Annotated in this window: 17 protein-coding genes and 5 tRNA genes; 1 reads left to right on the top strand and 21 read right to left on the bottom strand. The window is 55.4% G+C overall.

What is annotated here, in order from left to right:
- Positions 1-154: 154 nt before the first annotated feature.
- The 11 genes from CGL_RS02505 to gabT form a co-directional block, all read right to left on the bottom strand.
- Positions 155-4,156 carry a DNA-directed RNA polymerase subunit beta' gene (locus CGL_RS02505; protein WP_011013691.1) on the bottom strand — a complete coding sequence of 1,334 codons (4,002 nt, stop codon included), beginning with the start codon at positions 4,154-4,156 and terminating at the stop codon, positions 155-157.
- Positions 4,157-4,239: 83 nt separating this feature from the next.
- Positions 4,240-7,737, bottom strand: coding sequence for a DNA-directed RNA polymerase subunit beta (locus CGL_RS02500; RefSeq protein WP_011265569.1), 3,498 nt, complete (start codon positions 7,735-7,737; stop codon positions 4,240-4,242).
- Between the two features lie 402 nt (positions 7,738-8,139).
- Complete coding sequence (locus tag CGL_RS02495) at positions 8,140-9,114, bottom strand: DUF3068 domain-containing protein (RefSeq protein ID WP_011265568.1); 975 nt, start codon at positions 9,112-9,114, stop codon at positions 8,140-8,142.
- 558 nt (positions 9,115-9,672) lie between these two features.
- Positions 9,673-10,059 (bottom strand): 50S ribosomal protein L7/L12, encoded by a 387-nt coding sequence (gene rplL / locus CGL_RS02490; protein WP_003854210.1) that lies wholly within the window; start codon positions 10,057-10,059, stop codon positions 9,673-9,675.
- A 77-nt stretch (positions 10,060-10,136) separates the two neighbouring features.
- A complete protein-coding gene (rplJ, locus tag CGL_RS02485; protein WP_011013688.1) occupies positions 10,137-10,652 on the bottom strand; it encodes a 50S ribosomal protein L10 in 516 nt (171 codons plus the stop codon).
- 298 nt (positions 10,653-10,950) lie between these two features.
- Positions 10,951-11,556, bottom strand: coding sequence for an SIMPL domain-containing protein (locus CGL_RS02480; RefSeq protein WP_011013687.1), 606 nt, complete (start codon positions 11,554-11,556; stop codon positions 10,951-10,953).
- A gap of 9 nt (positions 11,557-11,565) precedes the next feature.
- Complete coding sequence (locus CGL_RS02475) at positions 11,566-12,981, bottom strand: phytoene desaturase family protein (protein ID WP_011013686.1); 1,416 nt, start codon at positions 12,979-12,981, stop codon at positions 11,566-11,568.
- An 18-nt stretch (positions 12,982-12,999) separates the two neighbouring features.
- On the bottom strand, positions 13,000-14,952 hold the full coding sequence (locus tag CGL_RS02470; RefSeq protein WP_011013685.1) for a heavy metal translocating P-type ATPase: 1,953 nt from the start codon (positions 14,950-14,952) through the stop codon (positions 13,000-13,002).
- A 125-nt stretch (positions 14,953-15,077) separates the two neighbouring features.
- Positions 15,078-16,325 (bottom strand): aromatic amino acid transport family protein, encoded by a 1,248-nt coding sequence (locus CGL_RS02465; protein ID WP_011013684.1) that lies wholly within the window; start codon positions 16,323-16,325, stop codon positions 15,078-15,080.
- Between the two features lie 38 nt (positions 16,326-16,363).
- The gene (locus CGL_RS02460) at positions 16,364-17,725 is read right to left on the bottom strand and encodes an NAD-dependent succinate-semialdehyde dehydrogenase (RefSeq protein WP_011013683.1); all 1,362 of its coding nucleotides are present in this window, start codon (positions 17,723-17,725) and stop codon (positions 16,364-16,366) included.
- A gap of 1 nt (position 17,726) precedes the next feature.
- The gene (gabT, locus tag CGL_RS02455; RefSeq protein WP_011013682.1) at positions 17,727-19,073 is read right to left on the bottom strand and encodes a 4-aminobutyrate--2-oxoglutarate transaminase; all 1,347 of its coding nucleotides are present in this window, start codon (positions 19,071-19,073) and stop codon (positions 17,727-17,729) included.
- A gap of 140 nt (positions 19,074-19,213) precedes the next feature.
- Here gabT and CGL_RS02450 point away from each other — a divergent pair, with 140 nt between their 5' ends.
- Positions 19,214-20,728 carry a PucR family transcriptional regulator gene (locus CGL_RS02450; protein ID WP_011013681.1) on the top strand — a complete coding sequence of 505 codons (1,515 nt, stop codon included), beginning with the start codon at positions 19,214-19,216 and terminating at the stop codon, positions 20,726-20,728.
- Between the two features lie 49 nt (positions 20,729-20,777).
- Here CGL_RS02450 and rplA read toward each other — a convergent pair whose 3' ends face one another.
- From rplA to CGL_RS02400, 10 genes are all read right to left on the bottom strand, one after another.
- Positions 20,778-21,488, bottom strand: coding sequence for a 50S ribosomal protein L1 (rplA, locus tag CGL_RS02445; protein ID WP_011013680.1), 711 nt, complete (start codon positions 21,486-21,488; stop codon positions 20,778-20,780).
- 126 nt (positions 21,489-21,614) lie between these two features.
- Positions 21,615-22,052 carry a 50S ribosomal protein L11 gene (gene rplK, locus CGL_RS02440; protein ID WP_011013679.1) on the bottom strand — a complete coding sequence of 146 codons (438 nt, stop codon included), beginning with the start codon at positions 22,050-22,052 and terminating at the stop codon, positions 21,615-21,617.
- A gap of 267 nt (positions 22,053-22,319) precedes the next feature.
- Entirely contained in the window at positions 22,320-23,276 is a 957-nt protein-coding gene (gene nusG, locus CGL_RS02435) for a transcription termination/antitermination protein NusG (protein WP_011013678.1), read from the bottom strand.
- Positions 23,277-23,504: 228 nt separating this feature from the next.
- Positions 23,505-23,840: a preprotein translocase subunit SecE gene (secE, locus tag CGL_RS02430; RefSeq protein WP_011013677.1), complete on the bottom strand. Its 336-nt coding sequence runs from the start codon at positions 23,838-23,840 to the stop codon at positions 23,505-23,507.
- A 229-nt stretch (positions 23,841-24,069) separates the two neighbouring features.
- A tRNA-Trp gene (locus CGL_RS02425) sits at positions 24,070-24,142 on the bottom strand.
- A gap of 96 nt (positions 24,143-24,238) precedes the next feature.
- A tRNA-Met gene (locus CGL_RS02420) sits at positions 24,239-24,310 on the bottom strand.
- A 38-nt stretch (positions 24,311-24,348) separates the two neighbouring features.
- Positions 24,349-24,421, bottom strand: a tRNA-Thr gene (locus CGL_RS02415).
- A 252-nt stretch (positions 24,422-24,673) separates the two neighbouring features.
- Positions 24,674-24,746, bottom strand: a tRNA-Thr gene (locus tag CGL_RS02410).
- Between the two features lie 622 nt (positions 24,747-25,368).
- Positions 25,369-25,451 (bottom strand) — tRNA-Tyr (locus tag CGL_RS02405).
- 85 nt (positions 25,452-25,536) lie between these two features.
- Positions 25,537-26,589, bottom strand: coding sequence for a polyprenyl synthetase family protein (locus tag CGL_RS02400; protein WP_011013676.1), 1,053 nt, complete (start codon positions 26,587-26,589; stop codon positions 25,537-25,539).
- Between the last annotated feature and the right edge of the window lie 92 nt (positions 26,590-26,681).

Raw genomic sequence — 26,681 nt, 5'->3', positions numbered from 1 at the left:
CTGGGGATTTGCCTAAGAATCTGGGGTTAAGGGTTTTATTCCCCACGTCTGTGTACAAAAAGAAAGGAGACCCTGGTTCTACTTTTTCAAGTAGATCCAGGGCCTCAACTTCTCAGCGACCAATTAGCTGTGCTGGATTTAAGGTTTCCTTGCTCTAGAAAGCCTCATCCAATGGGACGGATGCGCCGGTGAACTCACCGAATCCATCGTCACCGTAAATCGACTCACCATAAGTTGGGATCGAGTATGCGGCGTTGCGAGCAGCCTCGGTTGGCTTGATGGAGATGTTGCGGTAACGGGAAATACCAGTACCAGCTGGGATCAGCTTACCGATGATCACGTTCTCCTTCAGGCCGATGAGCTTATCGGAGCGCTTGTTGATAGCAGCATCAGTCAGGACACGAGTGGTCTCCTGGAAGGACGCTGCAGACAGCCAAGACTCAGTTGCGAGAGAGGCCTTGGTGATACCCATGATCTCAGAACGCAGCTCTGCAGGCTGACCGCCCGCACCGATTGCCTCAGAGTTAGCCAGCTTCGCCTCAGAGAGGTCAACCAAAGAACCAGGAAGGAACTCGGTGGAACCGGACTCAATGACGGTACCGCGACGCAGCATCTGACGAATGATGATTTCGATGTGCTTGTCGTGGATGGCCACACCCTGTGCACGGTAAACAGCCTGCACCTCATCGATGAGGTGCTGCTCCACACCACGGCGACCGAGGATCTCGAGCACGTCGTGTGGATCAGCTGCACCACGGAGCAGACGCTGACCAACGGTGACGCGGTCACCTTCGGTCAAGGTGCGCTCAATGAACGCACCAGCGTTGGACTCCATAGCCACGCGAGTGGATGCAAGACCCTGTCGCTTGGACAGCTTCTCGTAGACAACGTTGTCGGAGCCATCGTCAGGAACGATGGTCAGAGTGTAGAAGTTGCCTTCATCCTCAAGGTGGATAACACCTTCAACAGAAGCAATTGGTGCACAGTTCTTAGGAACACGTGCCTCAAACAGCTCCTGAACACGAGGCAGACCGCCGGTAATATCGCCACCGACACCACCCTGGTGGAAGGTACGCATGGTCAGCTGGGTACCAGGCTCACCAATGGACTGTGCAGCAACAATACCGACAGCCTCTCCGATATCAACCTGCTGGCCGGAAGCCATGGACTTGCCGTAGCACTTAGCACAAACACCGGTTGGGGTCTGGCAGGTAAGTACGGAACGAACCTTGACGTCCTTGATGCCAGCCTCGACCAGAAGGTCAATGTTGAGCTCGGTCAGGTCGGTACCAGCAGCAAGCACAACCTCGCCTGCAGCGTTGGTTGCATCGCCAGCCAGAACACGACCGGAGACAGAAGTCTCGATCAGGTCATGGCGGGTGTAGCCGGTGACAGCACCAGTTGCATCCAGAACCTCAGCAGCGACAGGAACGCGAACACCCTGGCGGGTGCCACAGTCCTCAACACGCACGATGACGTCCTGAGCGACGTCAACAAGACGACGGGTCAGGTAACCGGAGTCAGCGGTACGCAGCGCGGTATCGGCCAGGCCCTTACGGGAACCGTGGGAGTTGTTGAAGTACTCGAGAACGGTCAAGCCTTCACGGAAGGAAGTCTTGATCGGGCGGGTGATGTAGTCACCCTTCGAGTTCACAACCATGCCCTTCATACCAGCAAGGGTCCAGATCTGACGCATGTTACCGGCAGCACCAGACTTCACGATCATTGGAATTGGGTTGTCGTCTGGGTACAGATCCTCGACAGCCTGTCCAACCTCGTCAGTTGCGTCCTTCCACAGCTCGACCAGACGGTCGTAGCGCTCACGGCCGGTGAGCTTACCGCGGTTGTACTTAACTTCGATCTGGCGTGCAGATTCCTCGTAGCGGTCCAGCATTTCTTCCTTGTTAGGAAGAACCAAAACGTCAGACATAGCGATGGTCACACCGGAACGGGTTGACCAGTAGAAGCCAGCATCCTTCATCTTGTCCATGGTCTGAGCCACGGTGATCATTGGGTACTTAGCAGCGAGGTCATTGACTACGTCGCCAAGCATGATCTTGTCGGAGCCGCCACCCTTACGGACCATAACGCCCTCAAGGTATGGGTAGTTCCAAGGCAGGATCTCGTTGAACATAACGCGACCCAAGGTGGTGTGAGCCAACCAAGTCTCGCCCTGGTTCCATCCATCTGGGAACTGCTCTGCTTCTACCTCAGCTGGTGGGCGCAGGTGGTTCAAACGGATGCGAACTGGGGCCTGCAGGCCAAGTACACCACGGTCATAAGCCATGATTGCTTCTGCCAGTGAGGAATACACGCCCTTTTCAGGACCGTTTTCATCTGCAGGCTGGTAAGCGCCCTGTCCACCGAACTCCTCGGAAGACTTCTCCAGAGTCAGGTAGTACAGACCGGTCACCATATCCAGACGAGGCATAGCCAAAGGCTTACCGGAAGCTGGGGACAAAATGTTGTTGGATGCAAGCATCAGCACGCGAGCCTCAGCCTGAGCTTCAGCGGACAGCGGCAGGTGAACTGCCATCTGGTCACCATCGAAGTCGGCGTTGAAAGCTTCACAAGCAAGTGGGTGCAGCTGAATAGCCTTACCCTCAACAAGGACAGGCTCGAAAGCCTGAATGCCCAAGCGGTGCAGGGTTGGTGCACGGTTCAGCATCACTGGGTGCTCAGAGATGGCCTCTTCGAGGACGTCCCACACCTCAGGGCGCTGACGCTCAACCATGCGCTTTGCAGACTTGATGTTCTGTGCGTACTCGTTCTCCACCAAGCGCTTCATGACGAAAGGCTTGAAGAGCTCGAGAGCCATCAGCTTAGGCAGACCACATTCGTGGAGGCGCAGCTGAGGACCAACGATAATTACGGAACGACCAGAGTAGTCAACACGCTTACCCAGAAGGTTCTGACGGAAACGGCCTTGCTTGCCCTTGAGCAAGTCAGACAGAGACTTCAGCGGACGGTTACCCGGTCCGGTAACTGGGCGACCACGACGACCGTTGTCGAACAGCGCGTCCACAGATTCCTGCAGCATGCGCTTCTCGTTGTTCACGATGATCTCAGGTGCACCGAGCTCAATCATGCGCTTCAGACGGTTGTTGCGGTTGATCACACGACGGTAAAGGTCGTTCAAGTCGGAGGTAGCGAAGCGACCACCGTCAAGCTGAACCATTGGGCGAAGCTCTGGTGGGATCACTGGGATCGCGTTCAAAACCATGCCGGCAGGATCGTTGCCGGAACGCTGGAAGGCTGCAACAACCTTCAGGCGCTTCAGTGCACGCATCTTCTTCTGGCCCTTGCCATTGTTGATGATGTCGCGCAGCTCTTCAGCCTCAGCATCAAGGTCGAAGTTCTGGATCAAAGCCTCAATGGACTCTGCACCCATACCACCGGTGAAGTAATCCTCGTAGCGGTCGATCAGTTCATCGTAGAGCTTCTCATCGCGGATCATCTGCTTTGGAGCAAGCTTGATGAAGGTCTGCCAGACCTCATCGAGACGATCGATTTCGCGCTGTGCACGCTCACGGATGTGCTGCATTTCCTTATCGGCAGCAGCCTGAACCTTGCGGCGAGCGTCGGCCTTAGCGCCAGCTGCCTCAAGTTCAGCAAGATCCTCTTCGAGCTTTTCAGCACGCTCAGCAATGTCAGACTCTGCGTCTGCCTCAACGTCCTTCTTCTCCAGAAGCATTTCTGCCTCAAGAGTGGTCTGGTCGCTGTGGCGAGCCTCTTCGTCCACGCTGGTGATGATGTTCGCACCGAAGTAGATGATGAGGTCCAGGTCCTTTGGAGCAAGGTCCAAAAGGTAGCCGAGGCGTGATGGAACGCCCTTGAAGTACCAAATGTGGGTTACTGGTGCAGCGAGCTCAATGTGTCCCATGCGCTCACGGCGCACCTTGGACTTGGTGACCTCAACGCCACAGCGTTCACAGATGATGCCCTTGTAGCGGACACGCTTGTACTTACCGCAGGCGCACTCCCAGTCGCGAGTTGGACCGAAGATACGCTCGCAGAACAGACCGTCCTTCTCAGGCTTGAGGGTTCGGTAGTTGATGGTCTCCGGCTTCTTGACCTCACCCTTGGACCAACGGCGGATGTCGTCGGCGGTGGCCAGGCCGATGCGGAGCTCATCGAAGACGTTTACGTCGAGCACGTAAAACTCCCTTTCCCCCCAGAACATCTCTTCAATGTCCGGGGGATGTATGGCTTGATTTCTAGCGGTTGTTTTCTGATCTGCTATGCGGTGTCGGCGTCGGAACGCTCGTCACGGGACAGGTTGATGCCAAGTGAGGCGCCTGCCTGATCGAAGTCGTCGTCGTCACCCGCGAGCTCCATTGGAGTGCCGTCTGCGGAGAGAACCTCCACGTTCAGGCACAAGGACTGGAGCTCCTTGAGGAGAACCTTGAAGGACTCAGGAATACCTGGATCCGGGATGTTCTCGCCCTTCACAATTGCTTCGTAGACCTTGACACGGCCAACCACGTCATCAGACTTGATGGTCAGCAGCTCCTGAAGTGTGTAGGCAGCGCCGTATGCCTGCATTGCCCACACCTCCATTTCGCCGAAACGCTGTCCACCGAACTGTGCTTTACCACCCAGTGGCTGCTGGGTAATCATGGAGTAAGGACCAGTGGAACGTGCGTGGATCTTCTCGTCAACGAGGTGGTGCAGCTTCAGCATGTACATGTAGCCGATGGAAACCGGGTACGGGTAAGGCTCACCGGAGCGACCGTCGATAAGCGTTGCTTTACCATCCGCGTTAACCATGACGTCGCCGTCGCGGTTTGGACGTGAATTAGCGAGCAGGCCTGCGAGCTCTTCGTTTGACGCACCGTCGAACACAGGAGTTGCAGTCAAGGAACCAGCAGGAACCTCGAGGAGGTCTGCAGGCAGAGTCTTGACGAGCTCAGCGTTCTCAGGATCTTCAGGATCCACGGACCAACCAGCAGATGCCAGCCAGCCAAGGTGGGTCTCAAGAACCTGACCAATGTTCATACGACGTGGAACACCGTGGGTGTTCAAGATGATGTCAACAGGAGTGCCGTCTGGAAGGAATGGCATATCTTCCTGAGGCAAAATTTTACCGACAACACCCTTGTTACCGTGGCGGCCAGCGAGCTTATCGCCGTCCTGGATCTTACGCTTCTGAGCAACGTAGATACGGATCATCTCGTTGACGCCAGGAGCCAGATCGTCGTCGTCCTCGCGGGAGAAGTGACGCACGCCGATGACCTTGCCGGTCTCACCGTGAGGCACCTTCATGGAGGTATCGCGAACTTCGCGGGCCTTCTCACCGAAGATTGCGCGCAGCAAGCGCTCTTCCGGGGTGAGCTCGGTCTCGCCCTTAGGGGTGACCTTACCGACCAGGATGTCGCCGTCACGAACATCAGCACCGATGCGGACAATACCGCGGTCGTCGAGGTCCTTGAGGACTTCTTCAGACACATTAGGGATGTCGCGGGTGATTTCTTCGGCGCCAAGCTTAGTGTCGCGGGCATCGATCTCGTGCTCCTCGATGTGGATCGAGGTCAAGATGTCCTGCTCAACGATGTTCTGGTTGAGGATGATCGCATCCTCGTAGTTGTGGCCTTCCCAAGGCATGAACGCAACCAGAAGGTTACGGCCAAGGGACATTTCACCATTGAAGGTACCTGGACCATCAGCAATAACCTGGCCAGCTTCAACGCGCTCGCCCAAGTTAACCAAAGGCTTCTGGTTGTAGCTGGTGCCCTGGTTGGTGCGCTGGAACTTACGCAGCAGGTAGGTTTCGCGCTTGCCGTCATCAGCCATGATGGTGATGAAGTCAGCTGAAACGTTTTCCACCACACCTGCGACTGGGGTAATAACCAGGTCGCCGGCGTCGTATGCTGCGCGCTGCTCCATACCGGTGCCCACGAAAGGAGCCTCGGCACGAATCAGTGGCACAGCCTGCTTCTGCATGTTCGCGCCCATCAGTGCACGGTTAGCATCGTCGTGCTCCAGGAATGGAATCATCGCGGTACCAACAGAAACCATCTGACGAGGGGAAACGTCCATGTAATCAACCGCGTTGCGGCCAACCATGGCGATGTCGCCGTCCTTCAGACGAACAGTGACGGTCTCATCGGTGATGTTGCCCTCTTCGTCGTAGTGCGTGTTTGCCTGCGCAACAACGAAGCGGTCTTCCTCATCAGCGGTAAGGTAGTCAATCTGGTCGGTCAGCTTGCCGTCGATGATGCGACGGTATGGGGTCTCAATGAAACCGAATGGGTTCACTCGAGCATAGGAAGCCAAGGAACCGATCAGGCCAATGTTTGGACCTTCCGGAGTCTCAATTGGGCACATACGGCCGTAGTGAGATGGGTGAACGTCTCGAACCTCGATGCCGGCGCGCTCACGGGACAGACCACCCGGGCCCAGAGCCGACAGACGACGCTTGTGAGTCAAACCAGACAGGGAGTTGTTCTGGTCCATGAACTGAGACAGCTGGGAAGTTCCGAAGAACTCACGGATAGCTGCAGAGACAGGACGAACGTTGATCAAGGAAGTAGGAGTAATGGACTCCGCATCCTGGGTGGTCATACGCTCACGAACAACGCGCTCCATGCGGGACAGGCCGACACGGACCTGGTTCTGGATCAGTTCGCCAACGGTACGCAGACGACGGTTACCAAAGTGGTCGATGTCATCGGTCTCGACTGGGATCTCTTCACCATTTGGAGAAGTCATGACGCGCTCACCTGCGTGCAGACGCACCAGGTACTCGATGGTGGTTGCGATGTCCTCTTCAGTAAGAGTCATCAAACCATCGTGGTCGCCACCAAGGCCGAGCTTGCGGTTGATCTTGTAACGACCAACGCGAGCCAGGTCGTAGCGCTTTGCACGGAAGAAGCTGTTGTCCAGGAGGGACTGCGCAAGGTCGCGGGTAGGCTGCTCGCCTGGACGCTGCTTGCGGTAGATCTCCAGCAATGCCTCATCGGTGTTTGCTACACCATCGGACTCGAGGGTGGACATCATGATTTCAGAGAAACCGAAACGCTCGGTGATCTGCTCAGTGGTCCAGCCAAGAGCCTTCAGCAGTACGGTGACTGGCTGGCGACGCTTGCGGTCAATACGAACACCAACCGAATCGCGCTTATCGACGTCAAACTCAAGCCAAGCACCACGGGAAGGAATAACCTTCACGGCGTGCAGTGGACGCTCAGTTGACTTATCGATGGTCTGGTCAAAGTACACGCCCGGGGAGCGGACGAGCTGGCTGACCACAACGCGTTCGGTTCCGTTGATGATGAACGTTCCCTTGTCCGTCATCATTGGGAAATCGCCGATGAAGACAGTCTGAGACTTGATTTCACCGGTGGTGTTGTTGACGAACTCCGCGGTCACATACAGTGGCGCCGCGTAGTTGATGTCCTTTTCTTTCGCCTCGTCAATGGTGTTCTTGACGTCTTCGAAGCGTGGCTCCGAAAGGCTCAGGGACATGTTTCCAGAGTAATCCTGGATTGGGGAGAGCTCCTCGAGAATGTTCTCAAGGCCGCTGGTTACGCGGGCTCCCTCGCCGAATTCTTCCTTCTGACGAGCACGCCACTCAGGCGTACCAATCAGCCAGGAGTAAGAATCCAGTTGAAGATCTAGTAGCCCGGGCACCTCAATGGGTGCGGACACCTTCGCGAAAGAATAACGCTGCGGTGCACCGGGAATATCGACGACTGACTTGGTCTGGCGGGAGACTGCCAAGATGGGTCCTTCCAGCACCTCACGCGGGTAATTGCACCTGGCTGGTCAAGGCCATTAAGTGCAGATCAACACCGCTGGTATTTTTGAGCAATTGGTCTGCTGAGGAACCCGATCCCCCTGAACGACTCCAGATAGCACTGAATGACCTTGTCAAATCGGTTTTTTTAAACCACCTTGATCAAGGTCTTGGCGCTACAGGAACGAAAAAGAGTCACGAATTCCAACGCAACGACTCAGAGTATACCAATCGCGCGCGAAAGTAAAGGGGAGATTTTTCATCTGGTGCTCCGCGTGCTATTAGCAACCAACCGCACGGGCGCGTTTCCCAGAAATCTTCTTGACCCCTTCTACGAGGCACCCTAGCAAACAAACCCGGGGTTTCCGCAATTCGAAACAGGGAAAATCTATTTGAACAGCAGGTTAAGCTTCTCGACGTTTCTTCCCAAACGCCCCAAAACACCCGGCCAGGCCCACGAGAGCCAATACCGCACCGATCACAATACCTACGGTATTTGCGATTTTGCTCACATCTCCATCAGGGATGCTTTCGGCCTGTGCAACCAGCTTAGAGACAGCTGCATCGTCGAGGGAGGCGTCGAAAAGCAATTTCTGTTCGTACTTCTGGCCGCTGCGGTCGCCGTAAAAATCATCAATATTTTCAGCTAGATCGACAACCAAACCGGTACGCTGATCCACCCAAAAATCACGAGTCACATTGTGATAAAAATAGCCCGTCGTGGTACCGCCATCCTCTTTAGTCAACGTGGTGGTGTTGTTGGCATCCGCGAAATACTCCGCCACATTCACGTTATCAATCACCTGACGGTAATGCAGCACCTCACGGCCATCGATCTCCGTGGACTCCACAAAATCCGCCGGCAGCGCAGACCTCAGCACCGGATCCACCACGTTGTAAGTGGTCTCCTGCGCGTCAGTTGGGAACTTCAACCAAATGCCATCCACCGAATACTGCACCGTAGGGCTCGCCAACTGATTAGTCAGCGCAATATCGGACAAAACCTCACCAGAGGTGCGATCAATGCGGAAACTCGACACAGTCGCTGACAGGAGCCGTTCCTGCTCAAAACCCTGAGTATCAGGATTACCACGCAACATCGAATCACCAATACGAATAGTGGCATCATCAGCACTCGCCGGATCCATCACCTCAAAATGCAACTGACGAGTCACCGGCGTAGTCACCACACCGGCCAACGGATCAGAATTAATAGTGGTCTGAGCGTCAGAGTCATGGAGAACGTACGTCGTCGCCTCCAAATCAAGAGGCAAACGGCCATCAGCGTGCACAAAGCGCGGAGCCACCAGACCCCAGACCACAAGTGCCACACCAATTCCGAGCAAGATTGCGGAGAAAATCCGGGATTTAGGCAGCATGCGGACGATGTTACCGGAGCACCCGCCAGGCATTGGTATCGGCGGTGCGCTACAACTTGCAAGAAAGTACCTCACAGGGAAATTACGGCCTGCCGTGAAGTGTTGTGGAGTGCTTTACGGGCCTTAAAGGGCGACTTCACACACTCGACTTCACGTGGTCGACTTCCGTCGGCGCCGTCAGGATTTCCTACTGAAGTCGTATGACGAGAAGTTGAGCATGAGAAGTCAGCACACGCGAAGTCGAGCAATAGGACTGCTGCAGCCATATCGAGGCGAAGGACTCCCCCACTTAAGTTCGATACCTCAAATACAATTTCTCAAATCCAATTTCTTACCTTCGAGACCATTCGCAAAACCACCAAAAACCGAGTGAAATCGCTCTTAAGAAATTGAGCCCGCGAAACCGTAGTTGAGAAACCGCTACCGTGAAATCGAACTTAAGACACCGCCGACCCCAACAAACCCCAAAACCCAACCCAAACCCACCCCAGACAGCACAAAACCCCACCCCTGGATCGAGTCCAGGGTGTGGGGTTTTGAAAAGGTGTAAGAAAGTTCTTACTTAAGGGTGACCTTTGCGCCAGCCTCTTCGAGCTTAGCCTTTGCAGCCTCAGCGTCGTCCTTGTTTGCGCCCTCGAGGATAGCCTTAGGTGCGCCCTCAACGAGCTCCTTTGCTTCCTTCAGGCCCAGGCCGGAGACGAGCTCGCGGACAGCCTTGATGACGCCGATCTTCTTTGCGCCTGCGTCTTCGAGAACGACGTCGAACTCGTCCTTCTCTTCTGCAGCAGCAGCTTCGCCGCCTGCAGCGCCTGCAGCAGCAACTGCAACTGGAGCAGCTGCGGTTACGTCGAAGACCTCTTCGAATTCCTTAACGAACTCGGAGAGCTCGATGAGGGTCATTTCCTTGAAAGCCTCGATGAGCTCGTCTTTGGTGAGCTTAGCCATGGTGGCATCCTTCCTGTTGTTGAGCGTTTAACACGCTCGAAAAAGTTTGGGGTAAAACTGGTGCGCCTGGTGGCGACTTATGCGTCCTTCTTGTCCTGGAGCGCAACGGCGAGGCGTGCGACCTGGGAAGCAGGAGCGTTGAACAGGCCTGCGGCCTTTGCCAAGCTGCCCTTCATGGCGCCGGCAAGCTTCGCGAGAGTGGTCTCACGGTTGTCCAGCTCGGCGATTGCGTTGACCTGTTCAGCGGTCAGCGCGTTGCCATCCATGTAGCCACCCTTGACTACGAATGCCTTGTTTTCTTCGCCGAATTTCTTCAGCACCTTAGCGGTGTCAACTGCTTCGCCCTTGATGAAGGCAACAGCGGTTGGACCGGTCAGGAGATCATCAAGGCCCTCGACGCCAGCTTCGTTAGCGGCGATCTTAACAAGGGTGTTCTTGGCGACGGAGTACTGGACATCGAAGCCCAGTGCCTTACGCAGTTCGGTGGTCTGAGCCACGGTCAGGCCACGGTACTCGGTGAGAACGACGGTGTCGGTCTCAGCGAAACGTGCCTTGAGCTCTGCCAGAGCTGCTTCGTTTCTTGGGTTTGCCATTACTTCGCCTCCTTCCTCTTATGTGTAATCTACTGATCCGCGGAGCTTTCACACGGTCAATAAACCAATGAGAAAAGCCCCGTGCAAGAGCACAGGGCGCTATACATTCCACATAAGGAATCTAAGGCGTTCAAGTGTCTCCTGCGTGGGCCGTTCCTAAGGGTAGGAAACCTTCGATCCGTCATGCGGATGACCTACGGTCTTCGGTGAACCTTGAGCTCGATCTGGCGCGTGGCCGATCGTTCAAACTTCGGTCTATTACTTTAGGGCAGGATCGGCCGAAATACCAAATCGCGGTTTAGCCTGCAAGGAATTCAAAGGTCACGGCGATTTCTTTGGTGACTTCGATGTCAGAGGGGGCGAGTTCTAGGTCGAGTGTGCGCGGTGGTATGGAGGCTTTTGCTGCCATCATTTCTGCGCGTGCTGGTATCGGTGTGGAGCTGTGGGTGTCGGTTGTTGCGTAGAGAAGTGCACCTAGCTGCCCGCCGAGGGATTCTGCGATGGCGGTCGCGGTGTTCCGCGCAGTGTCGGCAGCACCTTGCAATGCCTCCACAGCAGCCTCTGCAGCCAAACTGTCACTCAAGGACCACAACGGGCCGTCGACTTGAACGTCTGGCACCGCTGCGAGCCGGGAGATGATGTCGCGTGCGATGTTCACATCGGTGCCGGTGACTTCTGCGTTCCAGTCGGCGTTGATTTGGCCGTCGTATGCAGTGGATTCAGAGATGCGTTCGCCTTGGAGGGGGACGTCGATAAGCACGCTGCCTATGGCGGAAATTGCCGTAGCCCGGCGCGCGTACGCGTCGTTGGGGTGTGAGTGGGCTGAGGCACTCAGGCGGATGCGCCAGGTGTCGGCGGTGACGTGGATGGTGTGGCGCGCGCTGGCTTTTACGGTGGGCTCCATGTCGCAATTCTACCTGTGATCTGCTAAAACGGCTTGCGCTGCCCACCAGCCGGGCATTCCGTGGACTCCCCCGCCCGGCGCGTTGGAGGCGGATGCCATGTACGTTTTCTCGCCGATTTTGGTCGGCATTCGCCGAAGCAGCGCGGACCCTGCGGTGATGTCTCCGCCAACAAGATTGGGGTTCCACGCCTCTAAATCCTCCGCGTTGGTATCCACTGAATGCACGATGCGATCACGGAAACCGGGGGCGAAGCGTTCAATCTGCGCAGTGATTAATAAAGCAGCTCGCTTATCGACGAAACCCCGCGGCACATGCGCGTAGGCCCACACGACGTGGCGCCCCTCCCGGGCGCGTGAAGGATCCGCCACTTGTTGTTGGCACAAAATGATAAACGGGCGTTCGGGCATCCGCCCCGCTGCGACTTCTGCTTCTGCGAAAGCGATTTCCTCAGAGCTTCCGCCCACATGGACGGTTGTGGCCTGGCCTACCTGGGGATTGCTCCAGGGAATTGGTCCGTCGAGGAGGTAGTCCACTTTGTAGGAACTTGGTCCGTGTTTCCAGGTGCTCATGCGTTGCGGAAGCCCTGCATTAAGGTCAGTTCCTTTGAGTTTCAGCACCTGTGAGGGGGTTTGGTTCAGAATAATGGCATCGGTGTCGCGGAATTGTGAGAGGGAATCAATCTGTGAATCGCAGTGAATGGTGCCACCGTGATGGTTTATGACATTGACCAGAGCATCGACGATCCGTCCGCTTCCCCCAACTGCAACCGGCCATCCTCGCGACATCCCCAGAGCGCCAAAAAGCAATCCAAGTGATGCGGTCATCGGCTTGTGTGGTGGAGTCACCGAGTGCATCGCCGAACCGATAAACAGGGATCGGGCTTCTTCTGTTTCAAAAGCGGCACTGGCTAGACGTTTCGCGGGCAGCAACGCAAATGGGCCAAACTTTGCCATCCGAATCGGATGTGCTGGCCATTTCAGCACCGGCCCTAATAGATTGGCCAAGTGTTTATCAATGTTTTTGGTTAAGCCCTGGTGCAAATTCTTCCAACGACGTGCATCAGGTCCAAGCTTTTTGGCGGTCTCTGGGAGTGACGTTTCCAGCAGTCCGGCCCTGCCATAATCTAACGGGTGGGCCATCGCAAAGGGAGAATACGCCCATTCCAGGCCGTGATCTTCCAGACCCAAATAGTGAAAAGCTGGGCTTGCCACCCCGAAAGGATGCCCTGCGGCACCCAAATCGCTGATAGTCCCCTCCCCCAGAACGCTTTCTGAGCGCGCCGCCCCTCCAGGGGTTGGCGCCGCCTCATACACATCTACTTGCCAACCTGCTTTGGCCAGCACCGCCGCCGTGGTCAACCCATTGGGGCCAGAACCAACAACGACCGCGTGCTTTGCGCCAGTGTTTCCGCCTCGAAATGTCACGACATTTAGGTTACCCTGCTAAGAAACTTTTTCTTGCGTATCAAAATCACTAATCGCTCCGCGTGGCAGTGCGACCCGAGCGGAATTGAGGATAGCCAGCACGTCAATGACCTCTTGGAAGATCGCACCCATCAGTGGCGTCAAGAATCCAAATACCGCGAGGATCATTCCTATGACACTCAACGCCATGCCACCGCCCGCAGATTGCAACGCTATTCGACGCATCCGTGCACTGATGTGGAGCAGATCGTCGAGACGTTCCAGGGAAGAATCCAAAATCACAGCATCTGCTGCTTCGGACGTGACATCGGAGTCTGCTCCCATCGCGACACCAACGGTGGCAACGGCCATGGCTGGCGCATCGTTGATTCCATCACCTAAGAACATGGTGGCGCCGTGCTCATTATGCCGATTAACAATGTTCAGCTTGTCTTCCGGTGAGGCCTCTGCGTGTACCTCATCAATGCCAACCTTGTCCGCAAGGTAACGAACCTCAGATGCGCGATCACCAGAGATAATCATGAGCTTGTCCACTTTGTGCTTCTTGGGCAAGTGCGCGATGAACTCACTGGCAGATGCACGAGGTTCATCCCGGAGGCGAATGAGTGCTGCATATTTATCATCAACAAGCACCACAGATTCCATGCCGGAACTTGTCACCGGAATGTAGTTCTTGCTGTCTGGATCAATTTCTAGTGTGCTGCGCCTATTGGTTATTCGAACCAGGTGCTCGCCCACCGTGCCGGTTAGTCCCTGTCCTGGACGTTCCGATACTTCCACTACATCAGGCAGATGAAGTTCCCTGGCTTTTGCGCCCTCACGAATCGCGTCAGCCAACGGGTGTCTGGAGTAGCGCTCTACTGAAGCAGCCAAAGCTAGGACTGTATCTTCCTCAACTCCGGGAGCAGTGTGGATATCAGTAATCACTGGCCTGCCATAGGTGAGCGTTCCAGTCTTATCGAACATCACTGTCTTTACTCCTGAAGCGTTTTCCAGCATTCCAGGGTTCTTCACGATGATGCCCCGACGAGCCGCAAGAGAAATCGCACCGATGATCGCCACTGGCACTGCAATGAGCAATGGACATGGGGTGGCGACAACGACAACAGCCAAGAACCTCACTGGGTCGCCGGAGACAATCCAGCCAAGACCACCGAGGGCAAGTGCAATCACCGTATACCACGCGCCAAGACGGTCAGCCATCCTGCGCATTTCTGGGCGGTTGTTTTCTGCTTCATGGAGTACACCAACAATTTGGGCGTATCTGGAATCATGGGCAAGCTTTGTGGCAACAATCGTCAGCGGAGTATCACCATTGACTGCACCCGACATTGCTTGCGAACCTTTAGATTTACTCACCACATAGGGCTCACCCGTGAGATAAGACTCATCCATGGTGCCGTGGCCTGCCACGATTTCACCATCCACGGGACAAAGTTCATGCGGGAGCACCGCCACTAAATCACCAACCGTGATCTCTTCCACGGCGATCTCTTCGGTTCCATCAAGAATGGTTGCACCCAACAGGCGGTGAGCTGTACTTGGTGCGCGCCGGGCAAGTGCGTCCAAGGTGCCACTGGCTCGCCGTGATGCTGCCTCTTCTAGCGCTTCACCACCAGAGAGCATGAGCACGATGATCGCGGCAACCAACCACTCCCCTAACAACACAGAAGTAATGATGGAGACTGCTGCTAAAGTATCCGCGCCACCGCGAGTTTTAATGGCTGATTTCAGCACATCCCACATCAACGGAATGCCACCTACGATAACGATGGCTATTAAAGGCCAGTTTTTAGCAAGGCCATCTAGATCTAGAGCCAGCCATAAAATGAGATGTATTGCGATGGCAACAAGGGCTGCGACAGTGATGATGCCATCAAATGAGCGGATGAATAACATCCAGGGATTTGGGGTATTAAGTTTTTTATTCATAACCCCATTATCACCCATAAAAATGTCCCTGACCAGCATGTACAGGCTTCCCTTGGCAAGGTAAGGATGGGCTTTCCCTAAAATAATAAGGCCAACGACCCCTTAAATTTCCAAGGAGCCGTTGGCCGTATTTGGCTGCAACAGGCAGCCACAACAGGAAGTGACTATGCCCAACCCGCAGGCATTAATCCGACGATCGCGAGAACCGAGTACACAAACGCCAGGGAGTACACCACAATCAACAGGATCTGGAAGATGGGGTGCGCTTGCCAGGTGGCTTTCCACACTGGTTCTTGGTCACCACTCTTGCGGGAGTTGCGCAGCAACAGCACGGGGATGATGGACATGATTGCTCCGGCAAATCCTCCGGCGTAGCTCAGTGCTGCCACGAATCCGCCTAATCCCGCAAGTGAAATTGCCAGTGGTGGAAGAACAGTTAGTCCGACAGCAACGGATCGCTGCCATCCGTGTTGTGGCCAGTGGCCAATATCTAGTACGTTGCGCATCGCGGTGAATCCAATGGCGATGAATGAAGTGAACATGGCCAATAGTGCGAAGGCATTGGCCATGTAATAGGCCACTGGGGCGAGTGCTTCGCCCCAGGAGATGGTGACAACTTCACTGACGCCTGTGCCCAGAAGCCCTAGTGCCGCGAATGGTACAGCTGCCAGGGTGACACCAGTTGCGACCATGCCGATGATGATCGCGCGTGGCACTGCCTTCGGGGTGGCAGGGTTAACTCCTCGTGCGATTTCTGGAACCACATATTGGGCAAGGAAGGTAAAGACCGCGAGGTTCATGATCGGAACGATGAAGAATGGGTGGAACACGATCAGGTTGTCTGCGGAAATTCCAGGGCCAAGCACTGTCCATCCACACAGCACGATGATGATCGTTGCCATGCCAGTGGTGATCAATGCCTCCACGAAGCTTGCCGTGTGCAGGCCTTTCCACATGATCAAGGTGCCTAAAACAAAGAATCCAAGGGTGCCCACGATTGGTGGCAGGCCGGTGAGGTTGCCTATCAAAATGCCGGATCCTGATGCGTAGGCAATCAGTGCACCCACGCTGTTGACCACAATGGCAATGAACACCAGCCAGCGGCCCCACTGCCCCAGGTATTTTTCTGCCAGGCCGGAAAGCTGCAGTGGCTTCTTGGTGCGCAGGGATACTTCGGCGATGTAGAGCATGGAGATGGTGGTCAGTGTTCCCGCAATGAGCAGGGCAACAACCAGGGCGAGGAAACCACCGTTGCGGGCAGCGTATGGGAGGCTGAGCACACCGGCGCCGATGTTGGTTCCGTAGATAAGGGCAACGCCTTGGGCAACGCTGAGGTACTTCTTCTTAGCAGAGGACACATTCTGAGGTGCTGTACCTGCAGCATTGTGCGCAACTATTGATTCGGTAGTCATGTTTTTTCCTTCGGGTTATTCACCGGACAGCTCATGTGTCACGGCAAAGCGAGGTAACGCACGGAGAGATATTCTTCGATTCCTTCGGTTCCGCCTTCTCTGCCGAAGCCGGATTGTCCGATGCCGCCAAAAGGTGCTGCTGGGTCAGAGATGGCGCCTCTGTTGATTCCGACCATTCCGGCTTCCAAGTGTTCCGCCATGTACTGTGTTGCTTTCACATTGTTGCTGAATCCGTAGGCTGCGAGGCCGAATTCGGTGGAATTTGCTTGTGCAACGCCTTCGGCCAAGTCGGTGAAAGTGGCAATGGTGGCCACAGGTCCGAAGATTTCCTCATGCACAATCCGTGACTGTGCAGGGACATCGGCCAAGATGGTGGCTGGATAGAAGAAGCCGGAGCCGTCGGGGACCTCCCCACCGATGATGAGGCGGGCGCCGTCGGTGATGGCTTCATCCACTAGTGCTGCGATCCGGTCGCGTTGGCGGGCAGAAATCACCGGCCCAATGGGAGTGTTCTGCATGGCTGTCGCCAGCTTTGAGGTGAATTCGGCAGCGCGGGATTCATGAACCAAGAAACGGTTAGCTGCGATGCATACTTGGCCGGCGTTGCGGAGTTTTGCGGCGATGGCACCGGATACGGCTTCGTCGAGGTCTGCGGCTTCGTCGATAACAAAAGCTGCATTTCCGCCGAGTTCCATGGAGGTGCGCAGCAGTCGGTCCGCGGATTGGCGGACCAGGATGCGTCCCACGTTGGTTGATCCAGTGAAGGTGACTTTAGCCAAGCGAGGATCAGCCATGAGTTCTGCCGATAGCTCTGCATCTCGAGTGGTGGTGATGATTGAGACCAAGCCCTGCGGGATATTAAAGGTATCAAAGACGGAGGCGATGATCTCCCCCACTTTGACCATGGTCAGTGGGGTTTCGGAAGCAGGTTTCACCAACACGGGGCAACCAGCGGCCAGGGCTGGGGCGATTTTGCGGGTGGCCATGGCGATGGGGAAATTCCATGGGGTGATCGCCAGCACTGGTCCCACGGGTGCGCGGGTGACGGCGATGTGACCGATTCCGGAAGGTGACTGTCCGTAGCGGCCGGGCAGGCGCACTGCTTCTTCCGCAAACCAACGGAAGTATTCTGCACCATAAGCGACTTCACCAAGAGCTTCTGCAACGGATTTTCCAGCTTCCAGGTGGATGATCTCTGCAAGTTCTTGGGCGCGTTCGGTCAGTGCTTCGAAGATTGCGGTGAGTACCACGGATCTTTCGCGGGGAGTTTTCGCAGCCCATGAAGGACCAGCTGCAACTGCATCAGAGAGCGCGGACATCCACTGGGTGGAATCGTGGTTTTCTAGCTCGGTGATGGTGGAGCCATCGCTGGGGTTGATTACTGGGAAGGTCAAAGACACTTTAGCCCACCTTCTGGTGCGCGGTTTCGCGCTCTAGGGCTGCGACTAACACCTGAAGACCATCACGGAGAGTGTCCTCTGCAATGACCAGTGGTGGCAGCAGGCGGATGACGTTGCCATCGGTGCCGCAAGTCAGCAGCAGCACACCTTCAGCTTTTGCGCGCGCAGCCACTGCGGCGGTTAAAGCTGCGTTCGGGCGGCCGGTAGCGTCGATAAGCTCAATGGCCATCATTGCTCCGCGGCCGCGGATTTCGGCGACCTCCGGGAAGGCACTCAGCTGCGCGAATTCATCGCGGATGATGGTCTCGATTTCTTGCGCGCGGGTCTTAAGGTCGGCTTGTTCCATCACTTCAATGGCTGCAAGTGCCGCGGCGCAAGCAACGGGGTTTCCGCCGTAGGTTCCGCCGAGCGCGCCGGGGCCGGGTGCGTCCATGATTTCTGCGCGGCCGGTCACTGCGGATAGTGGCATGCCGCCGGCGATGCCTTTTGCGGTGGTGATGACGTCGGGGATCACACCTTCTGCGTCGCTGGCGAACCAGTCGCCGGTGCGCAGGAAGCCAGATTGGATTTCATCGGCGATGAACACCACGTCGTTCTCGCGGCACCAGGTGGAAATGGCTGCGAGGAATCCTGGTGCGGGGACGATGAATCCGCCTTCGCCCTGGATCGGTTCAATGACCACGCAGGCGAGGTTTTCGGCTCCGACCTGGGATTCGATCACGGAGATCGCGCGCTCTGCGGCTTCCGGGCCGGACAGTCCGTCGCGCAGTGGGTAAGACATTGGTGCACGGTAGACGTCTGCGGCTAGTGGTCCGAATCCGGACTTGTATGGGCGGTTCTTCGCGGTCATCGCCATGGTGAGGTTGGTCCGTCCGTGGTACGCGTTGTCGAACACCACGACCGCGCCCTTGCCGGTGTAGGCGCGTGCCACCTTGACGGCGTTTTCCACGGCTTCGGCGCCAGAGTTAAACAGCGCGCTCTTCTTGTCGTGATCGCCTGGAGTCAAGGCGTTGAGTCTCTCCGCCATGGCCACGTAAGTTTCATAAGGTGAGACCATGAAGCAGGTGTGGGTGAAGCGGGCAGCTGCGGCGCCGACGGCTTTCGCGACGGCCGCGTTGGATCCGCCGACCGTGGTCACGGCGATGCCGGAGGCCAGGTCGATGAAACGGTTGCCGTCCGCGTCAGCCAAGATGCCACCGTCTGCGTCCACCACGTATCCAGGCAGACCCGGTGCAAGTGCTCGTGCTACTGCTGCTTGTCGACGCTCATCCAGCGCTTTCGACTTCGGCCCTGGCACCTGCTCGGCCACGGTGCGCGACTGCGGGATGCGGTATGAGAGATCTTCCACGGTTCCTCCTGTGAGGTGAGATACAAACTGTTGTCTAGGTGATGAGTATTCTCTCCGAGGCAACGAAGTTAATATGTCCATGAGGGCGAAGTTGTAGACAATATTTCGCCCATATGGATAATTGACAGGAGTTTAACGCCATGGAAACCCCAACCCAAGACATGGATGTCCGCTGGTTATACACCCAAAGCCAGCTCAAACTCCGCGAAATTCTCCCCACAAACAAAACCTTCGATGTCATCCAAATCAGCGAACTCGTTGACCCCACCGACTTCATCAGCCCCAACAGCGTGGTCTTATCCGTTGGCATCGCCTTCGCAGAAACGCCCGACGGGCTTCGCGATTGGGCACACCGACTCGCCGACGCAGGGGTCATCGCGATCGGGTTCGGCTCCGGCCTCACCTTCCCACAGGTTCCGCAGGCGCTTATCGACGCCTCCCTCCACCTTGGCCTCGGCCTCTTTGAAGTCCCCCGTGAAATTCCATTTATCTCGATCACCTCCAGCGTGCGTGATGAGCAAACCCGCCGTGCCGGCCGCCTGCAACAAGAACTCCTCCTGGAACAGGAACGGCTTAACTCCATCGCCATCTCCGGTGGCATCGAAGCCCTGTGCCGTGCTGCCGCCGACTATTTGGGTGGTGCAGTAGCCATCGTGGACAGCGACGGCCGCGTGGCTTGCTCTATTACCACCGATGACCTAGACGCACTCCCCCAAGCTGTCTCGCGCCTTAACGGATCCAGTCAAGCACTCACGGATGCCACCAACTTTGGATTCATCCACCGTATGACCCGGTACGGCGACCGCCACCACGTGCTCTCAGTCCTTATGCCCACCCGCCCCAGCGAACAACACCGCGCACTGATCAGACACTGCGCAGGCCTTGCCGATATTTTGCTTCAACGCCCCGAAGCCATGCGCGACCGAGAAATCGAAGTGCGCTCACTTGCCATGTCACTACTTCTGGGTCGAAGCGACGACCTAGCCACCATTCACCGCGTGTTCGCTGACATCACTGATGCTTCCGGAAATATCCGCCCCATCCTCATCACCGGCAACACACCCCAATCAGTACGAAAAGCACTCTCCAGTGTCGCCACCGCACTGTACAAACAGGAACGAGCACTAGCTCATCTACGCCTCGCCGAATCCACCGAACTCCTCTTCCTTCGCGGAAGCCGCAGCGTGCACAACATCGTGCAACTTTTTGGTACTGCCGCAAGCGGAGTTCGCCTCTGCATTGGTCTGCCCACCCGAGCGGAAAACATCGATAAGAAACTCATCCGCGAACTCACTGCCACCGCAAAAACCCTACAACTTGGAACCCACGCCGAACCCCGTGACGGCACCTTGCTGTGGCTCCAAAACCCCGAGCTGCGCAAAATCCTTAAGATCCGATCCCGCGACACCTACGACCGTCTCCTCGACCACGACCGCACCAACAACACCGAGCTCGCCCCCACCTTGGTGTCTTTTACTCAGCACAGCGGACATATAGGCGACACCGCCAAAGAACTGGGCATCCACCGCCACACCGTGCGCACCCGCATGATCCGCATTGAAGAGATCTGCGAAATCGACCTCAATGATCCACTGACCAGAGCGGAGCTGCTCTTAGTGATCGCAACGAAGGAGGGAGACGTCGAAAAGCAATAAAAAGACCCCATGCAAAGCATGGGGCCTAAAGAGTTACGCGTGGGAAGGCTTATGCCTCTTCTGCGTAGTTCTTGGTGACGTGAGTGTCAACCTCAACACCAGGACCGGTGGTGGAAGACAGGGTCACGCGCTTGACGTAGATGCCCTTAGCGGAAGAAGGCTTGATACGGATGATCTCGTCGAGGAGAGCGCCGTAGTTCTCAGCCAGCTTCTTCGCATCGAAGGAAGCCTTACCAATTGCAGCGTGCAGGTTGGAAGCCTTGTCAACGCGGAAGGAAATCTTGCCGCCCTTGACCTCTTCGATAGCCTTAGCGACATCGTTGGTGACGGTGCCGGTCTTAGGGTTAGGCATCAGACCACGTGGGCCCAAGACACGAGCGATACGGCCGATCTTAGCCATCTGATCAGGGGTTGCAATAGCAACGTCGAAGTCGGTCCAGCCACCCTGGATCTTCTCAACGAGCTCGTCGGTGCCAACGAAGTCAGCGCCAGCAGCCTCAGCCTCAGTAGCCTTCTCGCCCTGTGCGAACACAGCAACGCGAACGGTCTTACCGGTGCCGTTAGGCAGGGAGACGGTGCCACGAACAAGCTGATCAGCCTTACGTGGGTCAACGCCCAGGCGGATAGCTACGTCGATGGAAGCGTCGTAGTTCTTGGAGGAGGTCTCCTTGACCAGGTTTGCAGCCTCGAGTGGGGAGTAGATGCGACCAGCGTCGATCTTCTCAGCGGCCTCGCGGTACGCCTTAGAGTTCTTGCTCATTAGAAATTCCCTTTCATGGAATTCTGTGGTTTAACGGGCCGGAGCTGGCCCTGCCACATAAAACTTTGGTGAAAATTGGTTGGTGGCCATTCATTTTGAATGAGCCACTAACCGGTGTGAAAGCTTTTAGCCTTCGACGGTGATGCCCATGGAACGAGCGGTACCAGCGATGATCTTCGCAGCAGCGTCGATATCGCGAGCGTTCAGGTCTTCCTTCTTGGTCTCAGCGATCTCACGAACCTGAGCCATGGAAACCTTGCCGACCTTCTGGGTGTGAGGAACGCCGGAGCCCTTCTGCAGGCCAGCAGCCTTCAGAAGAAGCTTTGCAGCTGGAGGAGTCTTCAGCTTGAAGTCGAATGAACGGTCTTCGTAAACGGTGATCTCAACAGGAACAACGTTGCCGCGCTGGTTTTCAGTCGCAGCGTTGTAAGCCTTGCAGAATTCCATGATGTTGACGCCGTGAGCACCAAGTGCTGGGCCAACTGGAGGAGCAGGGTTTGCCTGTCCTGCCTGGATCTGGAGCTTGATGAGGCCAGTGACCTTCTTCTTCTTCTTAGGAGCCATCGTTAAACCTGCTTCCTTGTTACCGGCCACAACTGGGACGATGAAACCCCACTAGTAACCGTCCGGATGCTCGGTCCCGCTACAACTTCAGATGATCGCTTTAGTTGATCATCTTTGCTGATCTTTACGTAACCGGGCCACCGGGGATGAATGATTTTGAGCATGCTTAAAAAACACGCGATTGTCTACCCTACACGCAAAACCCCGCATCACCAAAGCCCTTATATGTGGCCTAGGAAATGCGGGGTAAGTGGTGCAGTTTAGCTACTAGCTAACCTTCTCAACCTGGTCGAAGCTGAGATCAACAGGAGTTTCACGACCAAAGATGGACACCAAAACTTCCAGCTTCTGCAGCTCAGGATCGATAGAAGAAATCGTTGCAGAAACAGAAGCGAAAGCACCAGTCAGAATGGTCACAGCCTCACCAACAGTGAAGTCCACAGCAACCTGAGGCTTCTTGGTATCGGTAGGCATAGCCACAACCTGCTCACCCTCGGCAGCCGCAGCAGCAGCCTCACCGGTGACAACAGCCTGCTCCTGAGGCATCAAGAACTTCGCAACATCGCGGTGCTTCACAGGAGTTGCATTGCCCTCGTTACCCACAAAGCTGGTCACACCAGGTGTATCGCGAACAACAGACCACACGCGGTCATTCATGTCCATGCGGACCAAAACGTAGCCCGGCAGCAACTTACGCTTAACCAGCTTGCGCTTACCATCACGGATCTCAGTGACCTGCTCGATAGGAACAACAACCTCAAAGATGTCATCCTCAACCTCAAGGGTCTGAGCACGCATGTCAAGGTTCGCCTTCACCTTGTTCTCGTAGCCGGAGTAGCACTGAATGATGTACCAAACACCAGGCTGCTTCTTCAGCTCACGAGTGAACTTACGCAGACGAGCCTTGTACTCTGCATCCGCGTCCTGCTCATCGGTGTCACCAAGTGCAGCAGCCGCCTGAGCAAGGCTGTCAGCCTCTTCGTCCTCTTCTACTGGAGCTTCGGACTCTGCAGCAGCAGGAGCTTCTTCTGCGGCTTCTTCTGGAGCATCTAGGGTCTCTTCTTCCAGATCCTGCTCAGCTTCCAGGGCAGAGGCCTCTGCAGCAGCATCTGCTTCTACGTCTGCTTCTGCATCGAAATCGTCATCTGCGAATTCATCACTAAAGCTCGCGCCGAAGTTCAGATCCTCGTCCTGCTCAAACTCGTTAATGTTCTCATCGCTCATAATGCGTGTTCTCCCAACCTATCTATCGACCCTAAAACCCAGCGATAATCAGCCAACGCAGGGATGCAACATGCTATCTAACAGCTTTCGTCCCATGCTACTGCGACAAACAACCAATTACATCCAATTGCAACCGCTGCCCCAAACCAACCACCTGGGCAAAAATTATCCCGCCGGCTCCTCCAGGGAACCAGCGGGACTTTTCAAAAAAGATGTTACACATCCTACCTACGGAGTCAGAATCTTCTCAACTCCAAGACCAGCTAGGAAATCCACACCAGACACCAAAGCGGTCAAAACAATCAAGAATCCCAAAACGACAAGGGTGTACGTGACCATCTGGCGCGCAGTAGGCCAAATAACCTTACGGACTTCTCCCACAACCTCAGGCAGAAAAGAAATAACACCGCCGCCAGGCTTAGAATCCGAACCGGATGACTTCTTCTGTGTAGATACCTGCTTAGCCTCATAAGAAGAGGTAGAGGTAGTGGAAGCACCCGACAGCTGGCGTTTACCCGTTGGGCGAGACGTTCCGCCTACGCCAGAATTCTGCTCGTCGCTCACAGCACTCCTCTAAATCACTACTCATCCAGGGGCGATAACAATTTTTCGTGCAGACATTTGATCCAGCACAATCGCAGCCCTGTGTTCAACCTTCGAGAGTACATTAATCCCGCGAACCCTCGCAATATTTATTAGGACATACCTGCTACAGGTGAAAGATCCCTTGATGAAACAAAAAACACCCTTGATCTGGTTTTATTGTTTAACCAGATCAAGGGTGTTCATCTTGCAGGGGCGACAGGAATCGAACCTGCAACCTACGGTTTTGGAGACCGTTGCTCTGCCAATTGAGCTACGCCCCTATGGAGCACAGGCAATGTTACCATCAGCCTGTCAATTTGCGAAAACACCGCTTCTAACCTCAAAAAATTTGCAGTTAGAAGCGGTTTCATCCGCGGTAGCGATGGCGAGAATTGAACTCGCGACACAGCGATTATGAGTCGCTTGCTCTACCACTGAGCTACACCGCCACATTGCTCAACATCTCTTACGAGAATAAAAGCAACAGAGCCCCCTAACAGAATCGAACTGTTGACCTTTTCCTTACCATGGAAACGCTCTACCGACTGAGCTAAGGGGGCGTCAAGCTCTTTGAAATGCAGTCCGTATAACTACCGCTGCGCTCCGTTGAAGCCTTAAGAACTTTAACCCGAACCGCTACCGCAACACAAATCTGCAGGAAGCTAAAGGTTTTCTTGGATTAAATTGCACCCCTACTGCGATGCATGTGGCCTGAAACTAAAAACTCACGCCTTGAGTGCGTCTGCCAGGTGTGCATTTGTGACCTAAAGAGATCCAGAAATGATTCCAAAATGGTCCAGAAATGCAAAAAGAGCCCCCTAACAGAATCGAACTGTTGACCTTTTCCTTACCATGGAAACGCTCTACCGACTGAGCTAAGGGGGCATCTACTTCTTCAAAAACAGCCTGGCTGTGCTCCGTTGAAGTCTTAAGTAGATTAGCGTGAACTTGAAGAAACACAAAATCACTGGTCAGGCGCCACTTTTCAGCACTCAAAGACGCCCTAAAGTGACAATGGATTGAGTTATCTGCAACAGACGCTTGGTGTGGTTGCCTTAAGTTCAATTTCTCGAAGGCAACACCTCAACGACGACATCTTAACACCGACTTCTTATGCTCGACTTCAGTCGGTGCTGTCAGGATTTCCTACTGAAGTCGTCTGACGAGAAGTTGAGTATGAGAAGTCAGCACACGCGAAGTCGAGCAATAGGACTGCTGCCGCCATATCGAGGCGAAGGACTCCCCCACTTAAGTTCGATACCTCAAATACAATTTCTCAAATCCAATTTCTTACCTTCGAGACCATTCGCAAAACCACCAAAAACCGAGTGAAATCGCTCTTAAGAAATTGAGCGCAAGAAACCGTAGTTGAGAAACCGCTACCGTGAAATCGAACTTACGGAGCCAACGCCGCCGCTACTCCTCTGGGGATCCCAGAAAGATCCTCAAAAAGTCCACGCATGCAAAAACCCGCTGCACTTTCCTAAGAAAGTGCAGCGGGTGATTGTGCCAGATGTAGGATTCGAACCTACGTAGGCGCAAGCCGACGGATTTACAGTCCGCTCCCATTGGCCGCTCGGGCAATCTGGCGGGCACCTCGTTTGGTGCGCCTCATACTTTACTATGAGACCCCGCCTGTTATGCAAATCGGCAGGTTAAGTGGTGGATTACGGGGTTATCCGACGCGCTTGACTGTGAAGGTTGCAAGGTTGCGGAGGGCTTCCTTGACGGTGCTGTCTGGGAGGCGGTCGAGTTCTGCGTTGGCGATGTCCATGTAGCGGTAGACCTCGTCGAGGGCTGCTTGGCGTCCGCCGGATTGGGAGAGGAGCTCGAGGACGTGGTTGACGGTCTCGTCGTCTTCTAGAGGGCCGGTGAGGATGTCGCGGAGTTCTGCGCCGACGGGGGTGTCTTCACGGAGTGCGTAGAGCACTGGGAGGGTGAATACACCTTCGCGGAGGTCGGTGCCGGGCGTTTTTCCGGATTCGTGGGTTTCCGAGAAGATGTCGATGATGTCGTCGACGATTTGGAAGATCATGCCGACGGCTGCGCCGAAGTTCTTCAGGGCGTCGATGTGTTCAGGTGCGGCGCCTGCGTGCATGGCTCCCAAATAGCCTGCGGAGGCGATGAGGACACCAGTTTTTTCACGGATTACGTTGGTGTAGTGCTCGATCGGGTCGGTGTCGCGTGGCCCGACTGTTTCGCGCATTTGGCCGGTGACTAGTTCGCCGAATGTTTCGGCAAAGTGGGCGACTGTGTCGGTACCCAGCTGACTCATCAGACCTGATGCATGTGCTAGGAGGATGTCGCCTGCGAGGATGGCTACGGAGTTGTCCCATCGCGCGTTAGCACTTGGGACGCCGCGGCGCATGGATGCCTCGTCCATGACATCGTCGTGGTACAGGGTGGCCAGGTGGGTGATCTCTACGACAACGGCGGCTTTGATGACGTTTTCGGAGAGTGGTTTTTCACCGAACTCGGAGGCCAGCAGTGCAAACATGGGGCGGAATCGTTTGCCGCCGGCTCGTGTTAGGTGCATGACGATATCGACGAGGAAGTCTTCCCCGGACGATAGTTCAGTGTGCAGGAGTTCTTCTACCTGCACCATGGCGTCATTGATCCTGGCCGTTAGCTCGGGATCACCAAACTCGACCTGAGATGCTCCTGTGGTGGATACACCTTCTTTTCCGAGCCCGTGGGAACGGGTTGGAACGGTTCGGCCGCTACTCATTCATCGCTACCTTTGGTGATCGAGTGTGGATTCATTCTTTCGGTGAATCCAGTGAAATGGACAAAAAGCTTTTTGTTTAACCGTAGTCGACG

This window comes from Corynebacterium glutamicum ATCC 13032, from assembly GCF_000011325.1.
Classification (GTDB): Bacteria; Actinomycetota; Actinomycetes; order Mycobacteriales; family Mycobacteriaceae; genus Corynebacterium; species Corynebacterium glutamicum.
This window is presented reverse-complemented; position numbering and strand designations above follow the sequence as displayed.